Annotated in this window: 22 protein-coding genes, 1 tRNA gene and 1 riboswitch; of the genes, 13 read left to right on the plus strand and 10 right to left on the minus strand. The window is 70.6% G+C overall.

Annotation, left to right across the window (positions count from 1 at the left end; translation table 11 throughout):
• Positions 1–2: 2 nt before the first annotated feature.
• Complete coding sequence (locus AB0B96_RS24485) at positions 3–743, minus strand: DUF3662 and FHA domain-containing protein (RefSeq protein ID WP_350942016.1); 741 nt, start codon at positions 741–743, stop codon at positions 3–5.
• A gap of 166 nt (positions 744–909) precedes the next feature.
• Here AB0B96_RS24485 and AB0B96_RS24490 point away from each other — a divergent pair.
• Positions 910–992, plus strand: a tRNA-Leu gene (locus tag AB0B96_RS24490).
• 403 nt (positions 993–1,395) lie between these two features.
• On the opposite strand, the gene AB0B96_RS24495 is transcribed toward AB0B96_RS24490, so the two are convergent.
• Both AB0B96_RS24495 and AB0B96_RS24500 read right to left on the minus strand, forming a co-directional pair.
• The gene (locus tag AB0B96_RS24495) at positions 1,396–2,430 is read right to left on the minus strand and encodes a hemolysin family protein (protein ID WP_350942017.1); all 1,035 of its coding nucleotides are present in this window, start codon (positions 2,428–2,430) and stop codon (positions 1,396–1,398) included.
• Entirely contained in the window at positions 2,427–3,908 is a 1,482-nt protein-coding gene (locus tag AB0B96_RS24500; protein WP_362902102.1) for a hemolysin family protein, read from the minus strand. The genes AB0B96_RS24495 and AB0B96_RS24500 overlap by 4 nt, the downstream gene beginning before the upstream one ends.
• Before the next feature lie 507 nt (positions 3,909–4,415).
• Between AB0B96_RS24500 and AB0B96_RS24505 the strand changes: the two genes are divergently transcribed.
• From AB0B96_RS24505 to AB0B96_RS24525, 5 genes are all read left to right on the plus strand, one after another.
• A complete protein-coding gene (locus AB0B96_RS24505; protein WP_362902104.1) occupies positions 4,416–5,504 on the plus strand; it encodes an LCP family protein in 1,089 nt (362 codons plus the stop codon).
• Positions 5,505–5,941: 437 nt separating this feature from the next.
• On the plus strand, positions 5,942–6,547 hold the full coding sequence (locus AB0B96_RS24510) for a DM13 domain-containing protein (RefSeq protein ID WP_362902106.1): 606 nt from the start codon (positions 5,942–5,944) through the stop codon (positions 6,545–6,547).
• 15 nt (positions 6,548–6,562) lie between these two features.
• Complete coding sequence (locus AB0B96_RS24515) at positions 6,563–7,168, plus strand: transcriptional regulator (protein ID WP_362902108.1); 606 nt, start codon at positions 6,563–6,565, stop codon at positions 7,166–7,168.
• A 270-nt stretch (positions 7,169–7,438) separates the two neighbouring features.
• Positions 7,439–7,762 carry a rhodanese-like domain-containing protein gene (locus AB0B96_RS24520; RefSeq protein WP_350942023.1) on the plus strand — a complete coding sequence of 108 codons (324 nt, stop codon included), beginning with the start codon at positions 7,439–7,441 and terminating at the stop codon, positions 7,760–7,762.
• A 63-nt stretch (positions 7,763–7,825) separates the two neighbouring features.
• Positions 7,826–7,964, plus strand: a riboswitch (TPP riboswitch).
• Positions 7,956–9,332: a cytosine permease gene (locus AB0B96_RS24525; RefSeq protein WP_350942025.1), complete on the plus strand. Its 1,377-nt coding sequence runs from the start codon at positions 7,956–7,958 to the stop codon at positions 9,330–9,332. Its footprint overlaps the riboswitch before it by 9 nt.
• A gap of 107 nt (positions 9,333–9,439) precedes the next feature.
• Here AB0B96_RS24525 and AB0B96_RS24530 read toward each other — a convergent pair whose 3' ends face one another.
• Positions 9,440–10,024, minus strand: a complete 585-nt coding sequence (locus tag AB0B96_RS24530; RefSeq protein ID WP_362902111.1) for a methylated-DNA--[protein]-cysteine S-methyltransferase — start codon at positions 10,022–10,024, stop codon at positions 9,440–9,442.
• Positions 10,025–10,149: 125 nt separating this feature from the next.
• On the opposite strand from AB0B96_RS24530, the gene AB0B96_RS24535 reads away from it, so the two are divergent.
• The gene (locus tag AB0B96_RS24535; protein WP_362902113.1) at positions 10,150–12,021 is read left to right on the plus strand and encodes a PAS domain S-box protein; all 1,872 of its coding nucleotides are present in this window, start codon (positions 10,150–10,152) and stop codon (positions 12,019–12,021) included.
• Between the two features lie 157 nt (positions 12,022–12,178).
• A complete protein-coding gene (locus AB0B96_RS24540; protein ID WP_362513493.1) occupies positions 12,179–12,628 on the plus strand; it encodes an ATP-binding protein in 450 nt (149 codons plus the stop codon).
• 118 nt (positions 12,629–12,746) lie between these two features.
• On the opposite strand, the gene AB0B96_RS24545 is transcribed toward AB0B96_RS24540, so the two are convergent.
• The 4 genes from AB0B96_RS24545 to AB0B96_RS24560 form a co-directional block, all read right to left on the minus strand.
• Entirely contained in the window at positions 12,747–12,959 is a 213-nt protein-coding gene (locus AB0B96_RS24545) for a hypothetical protein (RefSeq protein WP_350942030.1), read from the minus strand.
• A gap of 476 nt (positions 12,960–13,435) precedes the next feature.
• Positions 13,436–14,131 carry a membrane protein insertase YidC gene (yidC, locus tag AB0B96_RS24550; RefSeq protein WP_362902115.1) on the minus strand — a complete coding sequence of 232 codons (696 nt, stop codon included), beginning with the start codon at positions 14,129–14,131 and terminating at the stop codon, positions 13,436–13,438.
• A 281-nt stretch (positions 14,132–14,412) separates the two neighbouring features.
• A complete protein-coding gene (locus tag AB0B96_RS24555; RefSeq protein ID WP_362902117.1) occupies positions 14,413–14,679 on the minus strand; it encodes a DUF6412 domain-containing protein in 267 nt (88 codons plus the stop codon).
• A complete protein-coding gene (locus AB0B96_RS24560) occupies positions 14,676–14,843 on the minus strand; it encodes a hypothetical protein (RefSeq protein ID WP_350942034.1) in 168 nt (55 codons plus the stop codon). Before AB0B96_RS24560 ends, AB0B96_RS24555 begins: the two co-directional genes overlap by 4 nt.
• 129 nt (positions 14,844–14,972) lie before the next feature.
• On the opposite strand from AB0B96_RS24560, the gene AB0B96_RS24565 reads away from it, so the two are divergent.
• Positions 14,973–15,668, plus strand: a complete 696-nt coding sequence (locus tag AB0B96_RS24565; RefSeq protein WP_350942035.1) for a response regulator transcription factor — start codon at positions 14,973–14,975, stop codon at positions 15,666–15,668.
• Positions 15,665–16,792 carry a HAMP domain-containing sensor histidine kinase gene (locus tag AB0B96_RS24570; RefSeq protein ID WP_362902120.1) on the plus strand — a complete coding sequence of 376 codons (1,128 nt, stop codon included), beginning with the start codon at positions 15,665–15,667 and terminating at the stop codon, positions 16,790–16,792. Before AB0B96_RS24565 ends, AB0B96_RS24570 begins: the two co-directional genes overlap by 4 nt.
• 132 nt (positions 16,793–16,924) lie before the next feature.
• Here AB0B96_RS24570 and AB0B96_RS24575 read toward each other — a convergent pair whose 3' ends face one another.
• Entirely contained in the window at positions 16,925–17,458 is a 534-nt protein-coding gene (locus AB0B96_RS24575) for a hypothetical protein (RefSeq protein ID WP_362902122.1), read from the minus strand.
• A 227-nt stretch (positions 17,459–17,685) separates the two neighbouring features.
• Between AB0B96_RS24575 and AB0B96_RS24580 the strand changes: the two genes are divergently transcribed.
• The 3 genes from AB0B96_RS24580 (at position 17,686) to mptB (ending at position 20,348) form a co-directional block, all read left to right on the plus strand.
• A complete protein-coding gene (locus AB0B96_RS24580) occupies positions 17,686–18,039 on the plus strand; it encodes an STAS domain-containing protein (RefSeq protein ID WP_350942041.1) in 354 nt (117 codons plus the stop codon).
• 48 nt (positions 18,040–18,087) lie between these two features.
• Positions 18,088–18,768, plus strand: coding sequence for a glycosyltransferase (locus AB0B96_RS24585; RefSeq protein ID WP_350942042.1), 681 nt, complete (start codon positions 18,088–18,090; stop codon positions 18,766–18,768).
• A gap of 95 nt (positions 18,769–18,863) precedes the next feature.
• Positions 18,864–20,348 carry a polyprenol phosphomannose-dependent alpha 1,6 mannosyltransferase MptB gene (gene mptB, locus AB0B96_RS24590; RefSeq protein ID WP_362902124.1) on the plus strand — a complete coding sequence of 495 codons (1,485 nt, stop codon included), beginning with the start codon at positions 18,864–18,866 and terminating at the stop codon, positions 20,346–20,348.
• On the opposite strand, the gene AB0B96_RS24595 is transcribed toward mptB, so the two are convergent.
• Positions 20,230–22,866 carry a hypothetical protein gene (locus AB0B96_RS24595; protein ID WP_362902126.1) on the minus strand — a complete coding sequence of 879 codons (2,637 nt, stop codon included), beginning with the start codon at positions 22,864–22,866 and terminating at the stop codon, positions 20,230–20,232. The two genes, mptB and AB0B96_RS24595, sit on opposite strands and share 119 nt — an antisense overlap.
• Positions 22,867–22,914: the final 48 nt, after the last annotated feature.

Consider the following 22,914-nt stretch of genomic DNA (forward strand, 5'->3'; position numbering starts at 1 on the left):
CTTTAATCGCGCCGGAAAACCAGAGTCGTTCGCCCCAGCGTCACACGAGTGCCGTTCTGGAGCTCGACCCGGCGAACCGGCTGGCCGTTGACGAAGGTGCCGTTCGTGGAGCCGAGGTCGACGAGCGCGACCAGGGGGCCCTCCACTCGCAGCTCGGCGTGGTGCCGGGACACACCCGGGTCGACCAGCCGTAGATCGCAGTCGGTGCCCCTGCCGAGCAGGGTCACCGGTGTTGTCAGGTCGAAGGACCGCTGGCCCTGCGGGTCGTCCTGGGTGGAGACCAGCAGGCGGGGGCGGCCCCCGAAGGCGTGCGACCGTGCGGGGGGCACGTCGCTCACCGGGGTTCGGATCTCGTCCTGCTCGACCGTCGCCCCGCGGATCACGCCCGAACGGATGCGGAACAGGCCGACCGCGAGGTCGTCGGCCGTCTCGAAGCGGACCCTGACCGGTCCCACGAAGGAGTAGCCCTGTTCCTTGGCGTACTCCCTGGCGAGGTTGGCCAGCTCGTGGCTGATGCTGTCGGAGTAAACCTCCAACCGCTCGCTGTCGGTCGTGGACAGTTCGACCACGAAGTCGTTGGGCACGAGAGTGCGGCCCTGGGCGACGATCGCCGCCCGCTCGTCCATTTCCCGTTGGACCGCACTGGCGACCTCTACCGGCTGAAGGTCAGATTTGAACGCCCGCGCAAAGGCTCCCTCGACCAAGCCTTCGAGCCTCCGCTCGAAACGCTGAAGGACTCCCATCGGGTACCTCCCCTCCTCCGTCTATCTGGTCGCGGCCGCTTGGGGGCTCGTTGGCTCGTTCCTCGCTCTCTCGCACCCAGCTGCTCCGCTTCCGCATCTAGGAGGATCGTATCCGGGTTCATGGGTACCGGCTGATTCGTGCTAATGTTTCGACCGCACCCAACAAGGGCGGGTGGCGGAACGGCAGACGCGCACGGTTCAGGTCCGTGTGTCCGAAAGGACGTGAGGGTTCAAATCCCTCCTCGCCCACAAGATCACTACCCCGGTCATGCGAGCATCGCGACCGGGGTCTTGTCGTTTTCCGGGAAACCGCGTATTCATCTGAGCCGTCCGTAAGGTCTCGTGCCGGACCGAGTGGATCATCGATCAAGATAGTCGCTCGCTCCGTTATAGAGAAGTCTCAGGGGTTACGCATGGGTCTTGTGGTTTTTGGCCCACTACGGCATGCCTCACCCTTCTACCCTGCCGTGCTTGCTGATCACTTTCGGATGACTTGCAGGGGTTCGCCGGTGTCCGGATTACGCTGACAGAGAACACGGGCCGGGGAAAGAATCTTTCCCCGGCCCGCGCCGTCTCCCGCCGATCCCGAGACCGGTTCTGCCGGCTCCCGACGGCTCCCGCCGGTCGGCGGGTCGCGAGTCAGGAGGGCCCGCTAGCGGGTCGCGAGCACCCGCACGTCCAGGACCTCGCCGAGCAGGTCCGTGAGGCTCACCATGCCGACCACCTCGCCGCCGTTCTCGGTGACCAGGCCCAGGTGTGCGTGGGCGTCCTGGAGTGTGGAGACCGCGTCGGGGATCGTGGTGGCCTTGTCCAGGCGGGGCACCGGGCGGGCGAGCTCGGCGGGGCTCGCCTCCGGCCGGACGAGGATGTCCCTGACGTGCACCACGCCCAGGACGTCGCCCGGCCTGCCGGAGGTGACCAGCATGCGCAGGTGTCCGTCGCGTGCGGCGACCTGGCGCATCTGCTCGCTCGTCGCGTCGTCGGGCACCGAGGTGGTCTTCTCCAGCGGCAGCATCAGCCGCTCCACCGGCTGCTGGTGAACCCGCAGGGCCCGGGTGAGCAGGTCGTGCTCGTCGCGGTCGAGCAGGCCCATCCGGCCCGACTCGCCGACCAGCATCGCCAGCTGGACCGGGGTCCTGGTGGTGGCCAGCTCGTCCTTGGGATCCACTCCGAACAGCCTCAGGATCCCGTTCGTCAGGCCGTTGAGCGTGGCGAGCACCGGCCTCATGAGCCAGGTGAAGCCGCGGAACGGCATGGCCAGCCCCATCGCCGCGGTCTCCGGGTGGGTGAGCGCCCACGACTTGGGGGCCATCTCGCCGATCACCATGTGCAGGAAGGTGACGAACGCCAGCGCGATCACGAGCGAGACCGCGACCCGCAGCGATTCGGGCAGGCCGACCGCGCCGAAGACCGGCTCCAGCAGGTGCTCGATGGCCGGCTCCGTCACCATGCCGAGGCCGAGCGAGCACAGCGTGATGCCCAGCTGGGCTCCGGCCAGCATCAGGGAGAGCTCCCTGCTGCCGCGCACGGCGGCGCGGGCGGCGAGCCGGGTGAACCGGCCACCCTTGCCCGCCATCTCCTCCAGGCGGTGCCTGCGGGCCGAGATCACCGCGAACTCGGCGGCGACGAAGAAGGCGTTGCCGATCAGCAGGGCCACGCCGAGCAGGAGGGCGGAGACGGTGCTCATCGCCGCCTCACCCCGCTCCGCTCGATCATGGGCGGCTCGGGGCCACGCTGGATCATCCGCGGCGCGTTCATCTCCGGCTCTTCCTCGTCCCCGGTCTTCCCGGGTCTCGTCTCCGTGTCCTGGTCGCCATCGGTCTCCCGTGGCGCGTTGAGCGACAGCCGAACCCACTCGGGGACCCTGCGGTGCACGGAGAGCACCGTGAGCACCGCCTCCTCCTCGTCGACGTCGTCGCTCTCCAGCGGATCGTGCCGCGGCGTCAGCGTGACGGTCGCCTCGTCACCGGGCTCGGTCATCCGGCCGAGGGTGGCGAGCACCAGGCCCGCGACGGTGTCGTAGTCGTCGCTCTCGGGGAGCTGCAGCCCGATGGCACGCTCGATCTCGTCCAGCCGGAGCGTGCCCGGGAGGTCCCAGGTGCCCTCCTCGCCCACGACGACCCCCGCGGGCTCCGGGTCGTTCTCGTCGATGAGCTCGCCGAAGAGCTCCTCGGCGAGGTCCTCGATGGTGACCACGCCGGCCAGGCCGCCGTACTCGTCGATGACGCACGCCAGGTCGTCGCGGGCGGTGCGCATGCGCTCCAGGACGAGAGGCAGCGGTGACGAGGTGGGCACCAGGAGCGCGGGACGGGTGATCTTCTCCAGCCTGCCGTCGGTCAGCCCCGACTTGAGCAGCTCGCGTACGCCGGTGACGCCGACCACGTCGTCGCCGTTCTGGTCGCAGAGCACCGGGTAGCGGGAGTGACCGTGCCTGCGGACCGCGTCGACCAGGTCGGAGATCGGCCGGTCGTCCCTGAGCAGCACCAGGCGGGGGCGCGGCACCATCACGTCCTCCGCGGTACGGTCACCGAACTCCAAAGCCCGCTCCAGCAGCTCCGACAGCCTCGGCGGCAGGTCACCCGCCGTGGCGGACTCGGAGATGATCCGCGACAGCTCCTCGGGGCTCGCGCCGTGCTCGATCTCCTCCACCGGCTCCACGCCGACCCGGCGCAGCAGGCCGGTGGCGGCGGAGTCGAACAGCCGGACGACCGGTCCGGCGATCCGCAGGTAGATCAACGTCGAGCGGGCGAGGAACTTCGCCACGGGCTCGGGACGGGCGATGCCCAGGTTCTTGGGGGCCAGCTCGCCGAAGACCATCTGGATCACCGTGGCGATCGTGACGGCGAGCGCCACGGCGATGCCGGGCACGGCCCCCGACGGCACTCCCGCGTTCTCCAGCCAGGGACGGACGACCGTGGCGATGGCAGGTTCGGAGAGGAAGCCGACGAGCAGGGCGGTCACGGTGATGCCGAGCTGCGCGCCCGACAGCATGAACGACAGCCGTTTCGTCACCTCCAGCGCCCGTGCCGCGGCCGCGTCGCCGGAGTCGGCCTGCTCGCGCAGCACACCCCGGTCCGCCGCGACGAAGGCGAACTCCTGTGCGACGAAGTAACCGGTGGCGAAGGTCAGGAGGAGGATGGCCAGAAGGCCCAAAGCCGTGTTCACCGGGCGACTCTCCCGGTTGGTTCAGTGGTGCCCGTGCGTTCGCACGGGCAGATACTCCACGGGTCCGGAGTGGACACGATCATCCTTTCGAGCAGAGGTAGTCCTCTACCGTAACGATCCGGGTGGGGGTCAATGTTTCCGGATCGGCCGACGATCGCATTGTTGGTCGCTAACCACCTGTCTGAGTACTTTTACATAGGGAAACCTTGGCCGCCTCGCGGCAGGTTCCTGAGCCACGACGTAGCGTCGATAATGACGTTTTCACCATGAGATCGAGAAGTGGCGGGACAAGACGTGGCTGACAGGCCCGAAGACGACGATCGCACCCGCGCGTTGCGATCGCCCACGCCGGGGCCCGTGCCGTCGAGAGCGGCCGGGCAGCCCGCCTACCCCTCGCCTGGCGGCCCGGGGGCGCCCGTCAGGGGGGCGTCGGCCTCCTCACGGGATACGCCCGTCCGACAGGAGACGTCCGCGCGCGAGGTGCCGCCCTCCCGGGGAGGCGGGCGGGTGTACGGCAAGGCCAGATCGGGTTCCGGCCCGGTCAGGCCGCTGAACGCCCCCTCGGCCCAGCCGGGGGGCTCGGGCGGAGGCTCCGGCGGCCAGGGCGGCGGGTTCGCGTCGCGCATGCCCGCCTGGCGGCCGAAGCGCCCCGGCAGGCTCGCCGTGCGGATCCTCGCCGGACTGGTCGTCGTGCTGCTCATCCTGGTCGTCGTCGGGTATTTCACGGTCAACTCGCGGCTGACCCGGGTCGAGGCGCTCACCGACTACGAGGGCCGTCCCGCCGACACCCCCGGCACCAACTGGCTGCTGGTCGGCTCCGACAGCCGTGAGGGCCTGACCGCGGCCCAGCGCAAGAAGCTCGCCACGGGCAAGGCGGTGGGCCGCAGGACCGACACGATGATGCTGCTGCACATCCCCGAGGGCGACGACCGCCCGACCCTGGTCAGCCTCCCGCGTGACTCGTACGTGCCGATCGACGGCCACGGCAGCAACAAGCTCAACGCCGCCTATGCCTTCAAGGGCGGTCAGCAGTTGCTTCCCAAGACCGTGGAGCAGGTCACCGGGCTGCGCATCGACCACTACATGGAGATCGGCTTCGGCGGCTTCGTGGGGATCGTGGACGCCATCGGCGGGGTCGAGATCAACGTCAAGCAGGCGATCAAGGATCCCAAGGCGGGGATCAACCTGAAGAAGGGCCTGCAGACCATGGACGGCGGGACGGCCCTCGGCTACGTCCGCACCCGCGCCACCGGCGCGATCCCCGACCTTGACAGGACCCAGCGCCAGCGCCAGTTCTTCTCCGCGGTGGTGAAGAAGGCGGCGAGCCCCGGCGTCCTGATCAACCCCTTCACCTCCGTCCCGCTCGCGCTGAGCGCGGCCGACTCGGTGACCGTCGGCGAGGAGACCGGCGCGTTCGACCTGCTCTCCCTCGGCCTCGCCATGGGCGGCGACCCGATCACCACGGTCGTGCCCATCGGCTCCCTGCCCACCATCGACGGCCAGTCCGTCGTCAAGTGGGACCGGGAGAAGGCCCTGCGTATGTTCGAGGCCCTCGCCCAGGACAAGCCCGTCCCCAAGGACGCCCTCGGCAAGTGACCTTCTCCCCGGCCTTCCGACTCCCCGGCCTTCCGACTCCCCGGCCTTCCGACTCCCCGGCCTTCCGACTCCCCGGCCTTCCGACTCCCCGGCCTTCCGAGGACCTCGGCCCAGCCCGTTTTAGATCTTCGCGACCCGCTCGTCCCGTGCCGGACAACGGCGTCGGAGGTCGAACGGAGGCGACCGGGCCGCGTCCTTCGGAGACCGGGGAGTCCCGTCGTGTCACGCGGGAGCGGGGCGGGGCGTCGAGGGGCGGCGGGGTCGAGGCGGTCGGCGCCGTCGTGTCACGCGGGAGCGGGGCGAGGACTTCGCGGTCGTAAGCAGTCCGTAATCGATCGAGGGCGGCGCCGCGGATAGCGTCGGCGTCGAGGCCGGAGGGACATCTCGGCTTTCTCCTCGTGGCCGGAAGCCACGGGACCCGACGCCGGAGGTATCCCATGAGAGTCAAGAGGTTGCTCCGACACCCCGTCACCTGGGGCGTCCTGGCGTTGGGCGCCGTCGCGCTCGGTGTCGCGCTGTACCTGTTCCAGCCGTGGCGCCTGTTCACCGTCGTCGAGGTGAACGAGGCGCTGCCCGTGGCGACCGCGCCACCCGGAGCCGAGGCCGCCCCGCAGGGCGAGCCTTCCGCGTCCTCGGAGTCCTCGGAGTCCTCGGAGTCCTCCGCGCCCTCCGAATCCCCTGCGCCCGCTCGGGAGCCGAAGACCCTGTCCAAGGGCACGTTCATCTCCCACGAGCACAAGACCGAGGGCAGGGCGAGGGTGCTGGAGCTGCCCGACGGGAGCCGGGTCCTGCGGATCGAGGACCTGAACACCTCCGACGGGCCTGACCTGCGGGTCTGGCTCAGTGACCAGCCCGTCAAGGAGGGCACCGCGGGATGGTTCAACCTGGACGACGGCAAGCACCTCGAACTCGGCGACCTGAAGGGAAACAGGGGCAACGCCAACTACGCCATTCCCGCCGGAGCCGACCTCGACAGCCTGAAGTCCGTCACCATCTGGTGCAAGCGCTTCAGCGTCTCCTTCGGCGCCGCCGCCCTGACCTGACACAATCTCCGACCCATGAGGGTTTCTGAGGAACTGCACGCGATCGGCCGCCCGCTCGTCGAGGCGCAGCTCGCCCACCCGACGGTGGTGGGCATCGCACGGGGAGACCTGCCGGAGCGGGTGTTCCGGTCGTGGCTGGAGCAGGACTACCTGTTCCTGCTCGACTACGTCCGTGTCTTCTCGCGACTCGCCTGGCAGGCTCCGGACGGGCATCTGGGCGACCTGGTGGACCTGGCGCACGCCACCTTCCACGAGGAGCTGAGCCTGCACCGGTCGCTGTCGGCCGAGTTCGACGCCGACCTCGGCGGCGCGAGGAAGGGGCCGGCCTGCGCGGCGTACACCTCCTTCCTGCTCGACTCCGCGGCCGTCTACGCCGACGGTCTGGCCGCGCTCTACCCCTGCATGTGGGGCTACTCCACGCTCGGCCGCGTCCTGGCGGAGAACCCGCCCGAGGAGCCCCGCTACCGCGCCTGGGTGGACACCTACGCGCACCCCGCCTTCGCCGAGCTGACCGAGCGCATCGCGGTGATGATCGACGAGGTGGCGCCGGACCCCGGCAGGGCGGGGAGGCTGTTCGCCGAGGGGATGGCTCACGAACTCGCCTTCTGGGACGTGCCCTGACTTCTGGGACGTGCCCCGACAGCGGGACGTGGGTGAACGCCTCCGCGGCCGGGTCCTTCCGCCCTCCGCCGATCTGCCGGATTATCGGTTCTCCGTTGGGCGCTCCCGGCCGCCCTCGGTGAACGGCTTCCCCGCCCCGCCGGTGAACGGACAATTCGGCAGGCTGGATGTCCCCAATTAGCCTGCTATCAGGGGAAATTGAAGGTCCGGATGAGGGCATCCGAGCGGCTTCGTGCCCCATCCGGTGGGGGACGTTGGAACAATGAGCGCATGAGTGTTCCTGAAGTTGAGGTGCAGGCCGTGCCGGAAGACGCGTTCCTGCTCGACGTACGCGAGAACGACGAGTGGCGTGCCGGGCACGCGCCCGGTGCCGTCCACATCCCCCTGGGCGAGCTGCAGGCGCGGGTCGACGAGGTGCCCAAGGACACACCCGTCTACGTGGTCTGTCGGGTCGGCGGCCGTTCCGCGAACGCCGCCGCCTGGCTCAACCACGTCGGCTGGGACGCGATCAACGTCGGCGGCGGCATGCGGTCCTGGGACGGCGCGGGACGCCCGATGGTCGCCGAGAGCGGTCAGGACCCCTTCGTCGCCTGAGCCGTACGCACCGGGCGAGGGGGAGCCCTTGCTAGGAAAGGAATGAATGGCATAATCGGGGCGAATGTCTACCGCGGGAGCTCGGGCGTAACCGGGCTGAGAGGGCGGAATCACGCAGAGGGTCTCGAACCCTCCGACGCGCCGCCGACCGCATGAACCTGTCCGGGTAATGCCGGCGTAGGGAGTGTGCGTGATGACGTCTGCCGCCGTTGATTCCACCAAGGGCCCCGGAGATCCCGGGGACTCAGGGGCGGTCGAGGCGCCCCTCACGCTCGGCGAGGCTCCTCCCAAGGCCCTCGGCGTGCTCGACCAGGGCGCGCTCTGGGCCAACCTGGGAGTCAGCCTGCTCGGGTTCTCCGGTGCGATCGCCCTGATCAACCCGCTCGGGGACCGGCCGCTGAGCTTCGTGGCCGCGATCCTGGCCGCCGTCGTGGGCAGCGTCATCGGTACCGCGATGGTCGGCCTGGCCGCGATTCCCGGGCAGCGGACCGGCGCTCCGGCGATGGTCCTGCTGCGCGGCCTCTTCGGGGCCAGGCTCTCCTACCTGCCGACCGTGCTGAACATCATCCAGATGCTGGGCTGGGGGGCCTTCGAGCTGTGGGTGATCGCCCAGGGCGCCCAGGCCATCGCCGGGTCCTTCGGTGTCGAGGTGCCCTACGCGGTCTGGGTGGTCGTCGCGGGGGTGATCACCACCGCGCTCACCATCCGGCCGCTGGGAGCGGTCCGCCTGCTCCGCAGGTACGTCACCGCCGGTGTGGTGATCTCGATGATCTGGTTCACGATCGCGCTCTTCCAGCGGGGACCGGCGATCGGCGGCGGATCCTGGGAGGCGTTCGCCCCCGCGGTCGACTACGTGATCGCGCTGTCGGTCTCGTGGGTGCCGGTCGCGGCGGACTTCGCCCGCTTCTCCCGCTCCGGCAGGGCCGCGTTCACCGGGGTCGTCGGCGGCTACACGATCGCCCAGGTGGCCTGCCTCGTCCTCGGCATCGCGGCGCTCGCACTGGTCGGCAACGACCCGAACCAGGTCTGGGACCCCTTCGTCGCCGCGGCGCTCGGCCCGCTGTTCTTCGGCATCCTGGTGCTGCGCGAGACCGACCAGTCGTTCGTGAACGTCTACTCCACCGCGATGTCGCTGCAGAACCTGCTGCCCAGGCTGGACCGCCGGATCATCTCCGTCGCCATCGGCGTGCTGGTCACCCTGCTCGCGATCTTCGTCAACGCCGAGACCTACACCGGCTTCCTCGGCCTCATCGGAGCGGTCTTCGTGCCGATGTTCGCGGTGCTCGCCGCGGACTACTTCCTGCTCGGCGGCGCCGATCGCTGGGACACCTCGGAGACCGCGCCCTCGCGCCCGCTCATGGTGGTCGCGTGGGTGCTGGGCTTCGTGACGTGGTGGATGCTCGCCGCACTGCCGACCGCTCCGGAGGTCGCGTGGTGGACCTCGTTCTGGAACGGCGTCCGCGACGCGCTCGGCTTCGTCCCGCAGCCGTGGATGAGCGCGTCCGTCGGCGCGTTCCTCGTCGCGGGCCTCGCCACCCTGGCCCTCGGCGCGCTCCGGCGCCGCTCCTGACCGTGCCGGCCGTGCGGTTTCCGGTCGGTGGCATACGAGGGCGTAAGGCTTCCTGTCGCACGGGAGCGTACGCCTTCGGCCGGGCGGGGAGGGACGGGCGAGGCGGTCTACGCGCCGCCGGGCGCGCGGGCCGTGGCGGTGGACTCGATGCGCAGCAGGCGTTCCTTGGCGGCGGACCCTCCGGCGTACCCGCCCAGAACGGCCTCGCTCTCGACGACCCGGTGGCACGGCACGATGACGCACACCGGGTTGCTGCCCAGCGCGTTGCCGACCGCGCGCAGCGCCCGCGGCCTGCCGATCCGCTCGGCGATCTCGCGGTAGGTCGTCACCGTCCCGTACGGCACCGCGAGCATCATCTGCAGGACGGTCCTGGAGAACTGGGTCGCCAGGCGCAGGTCGACCGGTGTGGTGAAGGCGCGGAGCCTGGCGGAGAAGTAGGCGTCCAGCTCCCGGCGGACGGGATCGAGCCGCCGGGCGTCCGGCCCGATGAACGTGCCGACCTCCCTGCTGATCCGTTCGAAGACGACGTTCTCGTCCTCGTAGCTGCAGGCCACCACACCCCTGCCCGTCACCGCGAGGGTGAGACGCCCCAGCGGGCCGTCGAGCGTGCCGAACGCGATGTCGGGATGGCTCGTGCCGACGTAGTCGGGCGAGGTCACCCGTAGCAATGCATCGATGTCGCCGGATGACATGGCCCCACCCTTTCGTATCCAGGTGTGTGGTGACCGCAGAGTATCGGACGGATCGCCCGGCCAGTGGCAACACGTGCGGGACGAAAGTGCCAAGATCAGACCGGTTGAGACGGCACTATGGGTCTGTGGTGGACTACAGGGCCGACAGTGACGGCGGTATCGGCCGTGAGGTCGTCGCCGCGGCGCCCAACGCGATCGTCGCCATCGATCGCGAGCAGACGGTGCTCGCCTGGAATCCCGCCGCCGAGCGCCTTTTCGGCTGGTCGGCGAAGGAGATCGTCGGGCGCCGGGCGCCGGTGGTCCCCGAGGAGCTGACGGCCGAGCACAACGCGGTCCTGGAGAAGGTCCGCACCGGCGGTGAGGTCTCGCTGAGGACCAAGCGGTTTCGCCGCGACGGCAGCCTGATCGACGTACGGGTCGACACCGGCGCGCTGTCCTCGCCGGACGGCGCCCTCCTCGGCTACGTCAGCGTCTACCACCTGGCCCAGGACGACGAGACCGCGAACGAGCGCAGCGTCCGCAGGGCACAGCTCGTCCGCAGGCTCACCGACGTGGTCGCCGACATCAACGCCGAGCTGGAGCTGCCCGCCGTGCTCGACCGGATCGCGGCGAGCCTTGCCGACCTGACCGGGGCCGACGCGGGCGGGTTCGTGCTGATCGAGGGCGACAAACTCAGGCTCGTGGCCTGCCACAACCTTCCCGACACGATGCGCGACTCCACCGCCGACCTTCGCACCAGCTTGGTCGGCAAGCTGCTGCGCGAGGGCAGGACCGTCCTGCTGGAGACCGGCGACCAGAGTCGCCTGGACGATCTGATCTGGTCGCGGCTGCCCGGCCTGCACACCATCGCGCTCGGCCTCGCCGCCATGGGCGGGCGGCCGTACGGCGCGCTGTACGCGCTGTTCGCCAAGCGCAAGGTGAGCCACCTGGAGCTGGAACTGCTGGAGCTCCTCGCCGGTCACGCGGGCATCGCCGTGGGCAACGCGATGGCCTACCAGGAGGCCGTACGCCAGCGCGCCCACGAACGGGCGGTGTTCGACGCCAGCGCCGACGGCATCGCGGTCCTCGACGGCGCGGGCAGGGTCGTCCGGTGGAACCCGGCCGCGAGCGAGCTGACCGGTTTCCACGCCACCGAGGTGATCGGCGGGCCGCCGCCGTTCGAGCTGCCGAGGCCCGGGGACAAGCTCGGCATCCAGCTGCCCTCGGGCACCTGGCTGGACGTGCTCTGCGCGGAGATCGTGGAGACGGGCGAGATCGTGGTCGACTTCCGCGACGTCACCCGCGCGAAGGAGCTGGAGGAGGCCAAGGACCTCTTCCTCGCCACCACCAGCCACGAGCTGCGCACGCCGATCACCGTGGTCCGAGGCTTCGCCAGCACGCTCGACAGCCGCTGGGACGGCATGACCGACGTCGAGCGCCGTGCCGCCGTGCACACCATCGCCGAGCGGGCCCGCTCTCTCGGTCAGCTCATGGACCACCTGTTGCTGGGCTCGCGCGCCGGGGCCGGCGAGCTCGTGCTCAGGATCGAGAGCTTCGACCTGGCCGAGCTGGTCGGGCGTGCGACGCTGGGTCTGCCGATCCTGTCGGACCTGCACCGCATCGAGGTCGCAGTCCCCGACGACCTGCCCCCGGTGTCCGGTGACGCGCTGGCCACCGACATCCTGCTGGCCCAGTTGCTGGAGAACGCCTTCAAGTACTCACCGGACGGTGGCCTGATCAGGGTCGAGGCATGGGTGGACGGCGACCGGGTGGTGCTGGTCGTGGACGACGAGGGCGTGGGAATCGCCCCCGCCATGCGGGAGCGCGTCTTCGAACGTTTCGTCCAGGCGGACAGCGGTGACCGCCGCAGATTCGGCGGGGTCGGCCTCGGCCTCTACATCGTGCGGAGCCTCGCGCGGGCCCAGGAAGGGGAGGTCACGGCGCATCCGCGCCCCTCGGGCGGCACCCGGATGAGGTTGGCTCTTCGTATTGCCGACACGCCGAGCGCTCTTACCTGATCGACACGCCGAAGCGGTAACGAGCCGGTAACGGATGTGCTGATCTATTGTCGAATGTGCACAAGCTGTAATTGGTGTGCGGTTTCCAAGACTATCTAACGGGGCATTTCGGTCGTACTGGGGTGAGTTCCTCAGGGGGGAACAGGCATACGGGGAGGTGAGTGCGTCGAGCGTCGTTCTGTTGCCGTATGCACCGTCCAGCGTCGCTGTCGCACGCCAACGCCTCTGCTCTGACCTGCAGGAACGGGGTGTGTACGAGTCCGCCATCGATGACGCGGTGCTCGTGGTCAGCGAGCTGCTGAGCAATGCGCTGCGTCACGCTCACCCCCTGCCATCAGGGCAGATCAGGGTGTCATGGCGCTGGACCGAGGAGCATGTCGAGGTCGCTGTGAGTGACGGTGGCGCCGCCACCGAACCGCGGGCGGGACGCCCGGCGCTCTCCTCCCTGGGAGGGCGAGGACTCGGAATCGTCGAATATCTGGCCTCCACCTGGGGCGTCAGGCACGAGGGAGACATCACCACGGTGTGGGCGTTGGTCGCGGCGGTCGACACGGTAGGTAACGGCCGTGTTTCCACCCCCGAACCCGCCCTCAGGGAATGCGGGTAACGCTCCCGACGGTGTCCCGCCCCACCTCACACGTCACGAGGCAGGGCGGGATCCCGATCTCCGCGTGCTCACCCGGGGCCCGCCGGGCGGCGTTGTTCGGTGGGCGGCTACGCGGGTTCTACGCGTAGAGGAACCACTTGTCGTACTGGGGGACGCAGCTGTACGAGGTCCACCAGCCGCTCTGGATGCCGAGGTTTCCGACCCGGTGGCAGTCCCAGTCGTAGTAGTAGACGTTTCTGAGAGTGGCGGCCTGTGCGGGCGCCGCGCCGACGGACAGTGTCAGGCCGGTGGCCAGCACGGCCGAGGCGAGCAGGGTCAGGGTCTTGCGCATCATTCCTCCTGGGGCATGGACGAAATGCGGTTCCGCGAAGACGTGCGATCACTCCGTCGGGCCGGACGGCACCGGAAGTATCACATCGGCACTCGCCAGGAAACAGATCACCGTCCCCGTCCCGGTCCGCGGAGCGGGCCTGACCTCGTGACACCGGCGAGGAGACGTGCGGCGAACGTGAAACGTTCACGGTGGTTTTTCGCGGGTGCCGAGCCGGTGTGACGGTGGTTCTTTCGCGGGCGTCGAACCTGTGTCGCGGTGCTTCTTTCGTGGGTGTCCGAAGCGGTGTGACGGCGCCTCCTTCGCGGATGTCGAGCCGGTGTGACAGTGGTTCTTTCGCGGGTGCCGACCCCATGTCGCGGCCGTTCTTTCCTGGACGTCGAAGCGGTGTGACGGCGCTTTCCTCGTGGAGGCCGAACCGGTGTGACGGCACTCCCTCGCCGGTGCCGAGTTCGGTGGATCCGGGGACGGGACCCTCACGCCCCGGCGAGCGCCGGGCGGTGCAGCACCGCCTTCTCCCCGGCCGTCCAGGCCGTCGAGACGAGGAGGTAGATCCCCGCCGCCAGCGGCAGCACCATGGCGACCAGAACCGTCCCGTACGGCAGCAGGGGCAGCATCCGGCGCAGCGCCGCGGGCTGGAGGTCCTCGCTCATCGTGCGCCGCATCCGGCGGGAGGTGACCCACGCCACGGCGACGAGCAGCAGGAAGAGTCCGGCGAACACCATGGTCGGACCGCTGATCAGCCCGAATCCGGCCACTGTGCCCGCGAACTGCTGCCCGAGCGGCACCCCGAGGAGCCCGTGGGTCAGGAGCGTGTTGGCCTGCCCGGCGATCGTCGAGGAGACGAACACCTGGTACGTCACCATGAGGAACGGCATTTGTGCCACGGATGGCAGGCACCCGGCCAGCGGCGAGGTCTTCTCCCTGGCGTAGAGGGCGGCCATCTCCCGCTGGAGCCGCTCGGGGTCGCGGCCGTACCGCTTCTGGAGTTTCCTGAGCTCCGGCGCGAGGCGGGTCCTGACCCGCTCGCCCCTCGCCTGCATGACACCGAGCGGAAGCAGCATGAGCCGGACGAGGAGGGTGAAAACGACGATCGCGAGCGGGGCCGAGCCCAACGGCCCGGCGAGCACGGCGATGAGACCGGCGGTGAACGAGATGACGGGGTCGAACATGGAAGGGCCCTTCTGAGCGGAGTGAAGACGGCGCAGAAGGCACCCGCGAACCGCGAGGATCTTTTCGGGACGCGTGCGCGGCGCGCGAAGGCCGGGTGTCCCGGAGACATGCCGATCACGCATGTACGGGGTTACCGGTCATGTGCGCGGGTGACACACGGCGATCGCGTGCGCGTGGGCGCACGGCGACCACATCTGTGCGGACACACGGTGATCAAGAACACGGGGGACACACGGCGATCACGCGCGTCGGGCACGGAGGTCGCGAGAGGTCGCGGGGGTTACGCGGGCGCCGGGCCCACGGAGGGTGCTCTGGGCCGGGACCTCCCGGCCGCGTCGGGGTCGCACTGCCGGACGAACATCGTCAGCCTGGCCCGGTCGCGCCGGGACAGCGGTGACCGTGACCCCGTACCCGAGGTGACGGGCGCCGGACGCAGCGCCCAGGCGAGCAGGAGCACGCCCAGCCCGACCACGGCGGCGGCCGTGAGGACACCGCCGCCGTCGAACATCCAGACCGTCAGGGTCTGGACGGCGAGCAGTAGGTTCACTGCTTGAGCTTGCCGACCACGGTGACCGCGGCGACGACCACGAGGGCGAGCACCCCGAGCACGAGCGCGAACTTCAGCAGCCCGAAGAGGGCGGGCAGCACGAGCCCGAACACCACGTAGAGCGCGAGCAGGACGCCCAGAACCCCGAACACGATACGACTCATACGCTCTACCGTACGTCGGCCTGGGAAACGGCGAGGGCCTTGATCATAACGAAGGTCATAACGATCCAGTCCTTACGGACCGATGACACGAATGAGGGATCGTTCCCTCGCGGGCCTACCGTGGAGGCCATGAACGCGCGGATTCTGGTGGTCGAGGACGATCCGATGGTGGCCGAGGTCGTGGCCCGCTACCTGGAACGCGACGGTCACGCGGTCGACTGCGTCGGGGACGGCGCCGAGGCGCTCAGGCGCGCGCTGGCCAACCCGCCCGATCTGATGGTGCTCGACCTGATGCTTCCGAAGATGGACGGACTCCAGGTCTGCAGGAAACTCAGGGAGCGCTGGCCGGTCCCGGTGATCATGTTGACCGCGCTCGGCGAGGAGCTGGACAGGGTCGCCGGCCTGGAGACCGGTGCCGACGACTACGTCACGAAGCCGTTCAGCCCGCGTGAGCTGGCCCTGCGCGTACAGTCCGTGCTGCGGCGGGCGCGCGGCGCCTCCCTGCCCGCCGGTACCGGCGTGCTCAGGGACGGCGAGCTCACGGTCGACGTCGGCGCCCACGAGGTGCGCCTGCACGGCGACGAGGTCCTGCTCACCGCCCGCGAGTTCGACCTCCTCGCCCACATGATGCGCAACCCCCGCCAGGCCTTCAGCCGCTCCGCCCTGCTCGACCAGGTATGGGGCTGGTCCTTCGGCGACTCGTCCACGGTGACCGTGCACGTCCGCCGCCTCCGCGAGAAGATCGAGCCCGACCCGACCGCCCCCCGGCGCATCGTCACCGTGTGGGGCGTCGGCTACCGCTACGAACCGCTGGCGGAGTCGTGATCCCCGAGATCCTGCTGATCGTCGCGGTCACCGCCGGGCTGGGCCTGCTGGTCGCGCTGGCCGGGCTGGGCGCGATGCGACTGCTGCGCGAGCGGTCGATCGGCGTGATGCTCGCGGTGGTCGTCGTGGTGACCGTGGTGGCGACGGTGGGCGGAGTGGTCGCCATCACCCTGAAAATGATCATCGAGGGTACGCCGAGGGACATCGTGCTCAGCGTGGTCGTCGTGGGCGGCCTGGTCGGGCTGGGCGTCGCCACGGTGCTCTCGCGCCGGGTCGTGACGGCGAGCCGCAAGCTCGTCGACGCCGTGCACGCCGTATCGCCCTCGGGGGAGTTCACCCCACCGAGGGGATTGCCCGCCGAGCTCGGCACGATCGCCGGGAGCCTGGACCAGGCGTATCGGCGGCTGCGGCTCGGCCACGAGCGCGAGCGCGCCCTGGAGAGCGCCCGCCGAGAGCTCGTCGCCTGGGTCAGCCACGACCTTCGCACCCCGCTGGCGGGCATGAGGGCGATGGCCGAGGCCCTGGAGGACGGGGTGGTCTCCGACGAGGAGACCGTCCGCCGCTACCACCGGCAGATCCGCCTGGAGGTGGACCGGCTGTCGGGCATGGTCGACGACCTGTTCGAGCTGTCCAGGATCCACGCCGGGACACTGCGCCTGTCGCGCAGCAGGATCGGCCTCGGGGATCTGGTCGCCGACGCGCTGGCCGGGGTCGAACAGCTGGCCAGGGCGAAGGGGGTGCGCCTGACCGGCGAGGCCGACCAGGTGGTCCCCGTCCAGGCCGACGCCGCCGAACTCTCCCGGGCGCTGCGCAACCTCGTGGTCAACGCGATCAGGCACACCCCGGGCGACGGCACCGTCGTGGTCCGCGCCTCGGCCGAGGACGACATCGCCTGCCTGTCCGTCGCCGACTGCTGCGGCGGCATTCCGGCCGACGACCTGCCCCGCGTCTTCGACGTCGCCTTCCGCGGTGAGACGGCCCGTACCCCCAGCGCCGACGGAGCCGGAGCGGGCCTCGGCCTGGCGATCGCGCGAGGCATCGTCGAGGCCCACGAGGGGTCGATCGGCGTCGTCAACGCCGACGCCGGCTGCCGCTTCGAGATCCGGCTGTCACTCTCCGCCTGAGCGGCCGGGTGCCGGGTGCTCCTTCGTCCGGTTCGTCCGGGCTTCGTCCGGGCGGCCAGGTGCTCCTTCGCCTGGGCGTTCGTGTGTTGAACGGTCGAGCCCAGGTGCGGGGGCAGGACGGTCGAGGGACGGTCAGTTCGCGCCCGTGCCGTTGGAACCCGTGCCGCCGGCGGCCGGCGCGGGCGTGACGTGGTCATCGAGGTTCTCGGGTCTCACAGCGACCATGAGGGCCATCTGCGCGCACTCGTCACCCTCGGTGTCGCGTTCGACGTGCTGGCAGGAGGTCAGCCTCCTGGTGGTGCCGAGAGATTCCACCATCGCCCGGAACGTCGGGCACGGCCAGCGCCACATGCAGCTGCGGCAACGCAGGATCGGATGCGCGGTGTCGCTCGTGACGCCGCCCGCGTCGCGCGGCCGGTGCAGGTCGAGCAGCCTGACGCCGAGCGTGGCGAAGTCGAGGAGCTCCTCACGCGCTCCCTCAAGGAAGTCCAGGTCCTCGGTCGACAGGCGGGTCCTGATCGGGATGTGCCCCTCGTGGTCCACCAGTTTTCGCAGTGAGCTCGCCGCGTCGCGCCACGAGGTGGCCTTGTCGGTACGAGTGATCATGGACTCCAGGTGCTCCCGGAGCCGCTTCCGCTGGAGATCTTCGGGTAGGTCGGTGTTCATGATGCGTTCGAGCCCGTTTCTTGTGACTCAACGGCCGCCACTGACGTGGCGCGGGGTGATCGGGAGGTGCCGGGTCTCCTCCCTTTCGGGCCAAGCCGTTGTTGCGTAGTGTCAAGCTTCGCGCACTCAGGGTTTCCGTGAGACGGAAACGGGGGACAAAGGGCCGGACGACTCGGGTTGTTCAAGAGAACGTGACCAGCGGCTCTCGCGCCGATAGTGTGCCCGCTGTGGAGCTAAAAGTCTCAACTCGATCTCATGCCGGGCACACCGTCGTGACCATCGTTGGCGAAATCGACCTATACACCGCGCCTCGCCTGCAGGCCGAGTTCACCCGGCTGCTTGGTCAGAGCCAGACCATGCGTGTCGTCCTCGACATGTCCGCGGTGGAGTTCTGCGACTCCACCGGCATGAACGTGCTGCTGTCCGCGCTCAAGCGGTTGCGGGAGCGGGGCGGCACACTGGAGGTGGCGGCGCCCCGGCCCGCCGTACGCAAGATCCTGCAGGTCACGGGTCTCGACTCCGTCTTCGTCGTGCACGAGACCCTGCCGGAGAAGCTGCTGACCTCCGATTCCCAAGGATGACGTCCTCCCCACGGCTGATGCCCGGGGTCACCACGCTGGAGGTGTTCGATGGCCGGCACGGCGGCGATCATTCCCGCCAAGGATGAGGGCGACAGGATCGGGGCCACCGTGGCCGCGGTCCTGGCGCTGCCCGGCGTCGACCTCGTCGTGGTCGTCGACGACGGTTCCGGCGACCAGACGGGACGGGTGGCCAAGGCCGCCGGCGCCCGTGTCGTGCGACACAGCCACAACCGGGGCAAGGCCGCCGCCATGGAGAGCGGTGCCCACGCCGTGCGCCAGCTCGACGGCGAGGAGCCCCGGCACCTGCTCTTCCTCGACGCCGATCTGGGCGACACCGCCCGTACGGCCACCGCGCTGATCGAGCCGGTCGCGGCGGGCGAGGCCGACATGACGATCGCCGTCTTCGTCACCCGGGTGAAGCTCGGCGGCCACGGGTTCGTCGTGAGACTCGCGCGTGAGGGCGTCGAGCGCGCCACCGGCTGGACCCCCACCCAGCCGCTCAACGGGCAGCGCTGCCTGACCCGGGCGGCCTTCGAGGCCGCCCGCCCCCTGGCGCGCGGTTTCGGCGTGGAGACGGGTCTCACGATCGACCTGCTCAGGAAGGGCTTCCGGGTGCGCGAGGTTCAGGTCGAGATGGCACACCGGGCCACGGGTACCGACTGGAAGGCCCAGATCCATCGGGCCAGGCAGTTCCGCGACGTCGCCCGCGCCCTCCTGGCACGCCGTTAACCCGGCATCCGGGTCCGGCACCCGGTCGACCAGGTCGGCGGGCCTGGAAGCCCGCGCCGAACCGGGCACCCCGCCGGGTGTGCTGGAATTTGCGGGTGACTCGGGATGCGTCGGTCGTCGACGCCAGGCGGAGCCCCGCCGGCGATACGCCGCGAAGGCTCGGCATCGCCGCGTTCGCAGCCGTGGGGCTCTCGGCGGCGACGACGGTTCTGATCGGGCTGCTCGGCCCCTCGGCCATGGTCCCGAGGCTGCCCGGCCCTTCCTGGCAGCCGCCGTACTCGCTGGACGTCCATCCCGGCACCCATCTGGTCATCGCCATGGGCGCCTTCGCGATCGTGCTGGGCGGGCTCGGACTCGTCGGCGCGCTCAGGTCACGGTGGGGCCCCGACCCGCGCCTGCTGCTCGCGGCCGGTTGCGCCGTGTCGGGCGTGCTCGCCTTCCTGTCGCCCTCGGGCTCGGCCGACCACCTCAACTACGCCGCGTACGGTCGCCTGGTCACGCTCGGCCTGGACCCGTACGCGATCACCCCCGCCACCCTGCCCGGCGACCCCGTCACCGGCGCGGTGGAGGAGTGGGCCGGCGTGACCAGCGTCTACGGCCCGGTCGCCACCGCAGTACAGGCACTGGCGAGCCTCGTGGGGGGTGACTCGGTCAGGCTCACGGTCTTCGTGATGGCCGTCGTCAACGCGGCGGCGTTCGTCGGTACGGCGCTGCTGCTGCACCGTTTCGCCAGGGGGGACGCGAACCTCCAGCGGCGGGCGGCGCTGCTGTGGGTGGCGAACCCGCTGATGATCTACCACCTCGCCGCCGGGATACACGTCGACACCCTCGCCGTCGCCTGCATGGTCGCCGCGCTCACGGTGCGCGGCGCAGCCTCGGGGCTGATGCTCGGTGTGGGCATCGGGGTCAAGCTCAACGCCGGGCTCGTCGCCCTCGGACCCGCGTGGGAGTTACGTCGCTCGCCGGGCAGGCTCGCCGTGGTGGCGGGGACCGCGACGGCCACCGTGGTGGCGATCTACGCCGTCGCCGGGCCGCACGTGCTCGATCAGGTGAGCGCCGCCAGTAAGAGGGTCTCCCTCGCCACCCCCTGGCAACTGGTCAAGGTGGGGCTCCAGTCGCTCTTCGGGCCGGGCGCGTACTCGGCGTGGATCCAGATCGGGTCCCTGCTCCTGATGGCCTGCCTGGCCTGGCTCGTGCTGCGGGCGCTGCCCGCCGACACCGTGCCGGCTGCGGGGCCGAATGTGGGTCCGTCCGTGGCCGCCGCGATGGTGGTCGCCTGGCTGTTCGCCGCCCCGTACGCGCTGCCCTGGTACGACGGGCTGGCCTTCGCGCTGCTGGCGATGGCGTCCTGGCCCGCGTTGGAGGCGTTCATGGTGGCCAGGGTCGCCGTGCTGTCGCTCGCCTACCTCCCGGCCAGGGAGATAGCGCGGCCCGATGACCTGCTCTGGACCAAGACCCTGCTCAGGGAGACGGTGGTGCCGTGGACGCTGCTGGCACTGACGATCGCCCTGGTGTGGTGGGCGGCGAGAGCCGGACTGCGCGCACGCAGGCGGCCAGCGTCAGCGGCACCGCGACCGTGAGCGCCATCGCGGGGATCGCGATGCCCGAGTCGTTCATCAGAAACCCGATCAGCGAGCAGGCCAGCGCCCCGATCAGCCCGGCGCGCAGCGCGGGCGCGAGCGTGTAGGCCCGGCCCAGGGCCGAGGCTCCCCACCGCGAAGGGCGGTCGAGCACCAGGAACAGGAACGCCAGCGCGACCAGCGTGAGCAGCGACAGCGACCAGTTGCCGACCGTGACCCCGATCATCGCGCCGAACTTGCGGCCGACCACGGTCCAGGCCTCCCCGTCCAGCACCTGCTGCACGAAGGCACCCAGGTGGGTGCGTTGGTCGGCGGGCCGCATCCAGTCGGCCACTGCTATGGCGCCGATCAGCAGGCTGCCCGCCAGGCCGACCAGGATCAGTCTCATCGGTGAGACCCGCCCGCCGGACACCAGGATCATGAGGATCGCGACCCCCACCAGGAACGCCGGGACCCCGCCGAAGTCGGCGCCCCACGCGGGCCAGCCGTCGGCGAACACCGCCAGTCCTCCGTACGCCGCGCACACCGCGAGCGCGAGCGTCCGACGGCCACCCGAGATCAGCCACTGGGCGATTCCGGCGAGGGCGAGGATCGTGCCGGCGGCGTAGACGGCGAAGGCGATGTTGCTGAAACCGTAGAAGCGTCCGCCGGTGACCGGCTCGTAGCCGGTGACCGCGTTCACCTGAAGTGCCGAGCCGGTCATCACGTCGGCCAGCAGCGCGACCGAGGTGATGGCGGCGACCACCGTCAGCGGGCCGAGCGGGTGCGCCCGCCACGGTCCGGAGAGCGCCACCCCGGCGACCGCGCAGGCGAAGCCGAGGATCGTCACGATCACCCAGACCATCGGCGCGGGCAGGCTCCACCAGGGGATCAGCTGCGCCAGGAAGGTGGAGACCGCGATCGCCCCGCTGACCACGGCGACGACCTGGATGGCCGTCAGGGCACGAGAACCACCCCAGCCCCGGCGGATCGCGACGGCGGCCAGCAGGTAGAACAGGATCTGCACCGCCACGAACACCGCGAAGAACGGCCCCCTCACCTCGCGCAGCACCTGGCTCGCCAGGTCGTCGTCGGCGAGCTTCTCGACCGTCGCCGCGACCGGCTCCTCGCTCGCCCCGCCGCCCTGCCAGGCGCGTCCCACGACCCCGTTGGGGGACTGGAGGCCCAGCAGGCCGATCGCGGTGGCGGTCAGGTCGGTGTTCGTGACCAGGCCGTCCTGGCGGGTGGAGGCGGCGGTGAGGTAGCCGCGCGGGTACGTTTCCCCGCCGGGGGACGGCCCCCGGGCGATCGCCACGTGCAGGTGAGGCGCGACCGAGGTGTCGGCCAGGCCGGCGACCAGGACCGTGGTCCCCGTTCCGGGCGCGGCCGTTCCGGGGACGGTGCCTTCGGAGGGCGTGGCCTCGGGCGTCGTGGCTCCGGGAGCGGTGGTTTCCGGCGTCGTGGTTTCCGGTGCCCGGGTCCCGGATGCGGTGGTTTCCGGTGCCGGTGCCGGGGTTTCGGGCGCGGTGGTCTCCGGGGCCGTGCTCGCCGTGGGCGACGCCGGGGTCGTGCCGTCGGCGAGCGAGGGGGGCAGGCGGTCGAGGACCGTGCCCACCACGCGGTCGGCCCTGGCCACGGCCTCCCGCCTGGCCTGGGTGGTCATCGTGGCGAGGACGTCGTCCGCGGCGAGGGCGTCACCGGTCCAGGCCCTGGCGAGGTCATCGGCCTCGACCACGATCAGCCCGTACAGGGACAGGTCGCCCAGCTCCTCGACACTCGCCGCGTATTTCCCGATTTTTCCGGACTTGTCGGCGGCGGCGAGGGCGGCTCCCGGCCCGACGGCCGCCACCTTCAGACCCGCCTCCGCCGCGAGCCCGCCCAGCTGCCCGAGAACCGGCCGGTAGGAGGTGGTGGCGTTGAAAGCGGTCAGCTCGTCCCAGCCGGGCACGCTCGCCCCGCCGCCGGGGGTCGCCTCCGGTGCCCGAGGGGGCTCGCAACCCGTGCCGGGAGCGCCCGCGCGCTGGCCGGCCGACACCGTCAGCCAGCCCGCCGCCGGGCAGGTGATCCCCCGTTCGGGCGGCGGGACCGCCCGGGTGGACATGGACGCGGACCCGCCCTCACCCGCGAGCCTCCACAGGTTCGGGGTCCGCTCCCGGTCGAGATCGCTCCACTCCAGGCCGGGCACCCCGATGATCACGACCCTTCCGGGAGGCGTCACCGCCGAGGCGCCCGTCACGCCGTCACCGGAGCCCCCCGAAACACCGGAGCCCCCCGAAACACCGGGGGCACCCGAGGCGCCCGTACCGGCACCCGAGGCGTCGAGGGCACCCGAGATCCCCTGGGCTCCCGAGGTATGGGGAACAGCGGAGGCGGCGAAGGCCTCCGGAGTGCCCGGGAGGCCGAGCAGGACGAAGAGCAGGGCCGACAGCAGGGACGCGGCGGTCGGCACGGTCCCGGCGACCCGGCGGAACGCCGGCCGTGTCGCGGGTCCCCCGGTCGCCGGGCACGCGCGCCCGTGACCGCTGTGTGCCGAAGCCATCCGGTTCCCCCTGTCCGTGCCCGTTGGGCGGCCACTTTTCCCCGCCCC

The organism is Streptosporangium sp. NPDC049046 (genome assembly GCF_040649155.1).
Classification (GTDB): Bacteria; Actinomycetota; Actinomycetes; order Streptosporangiales; family Streptosporangiaceae; genus Streptosporangium.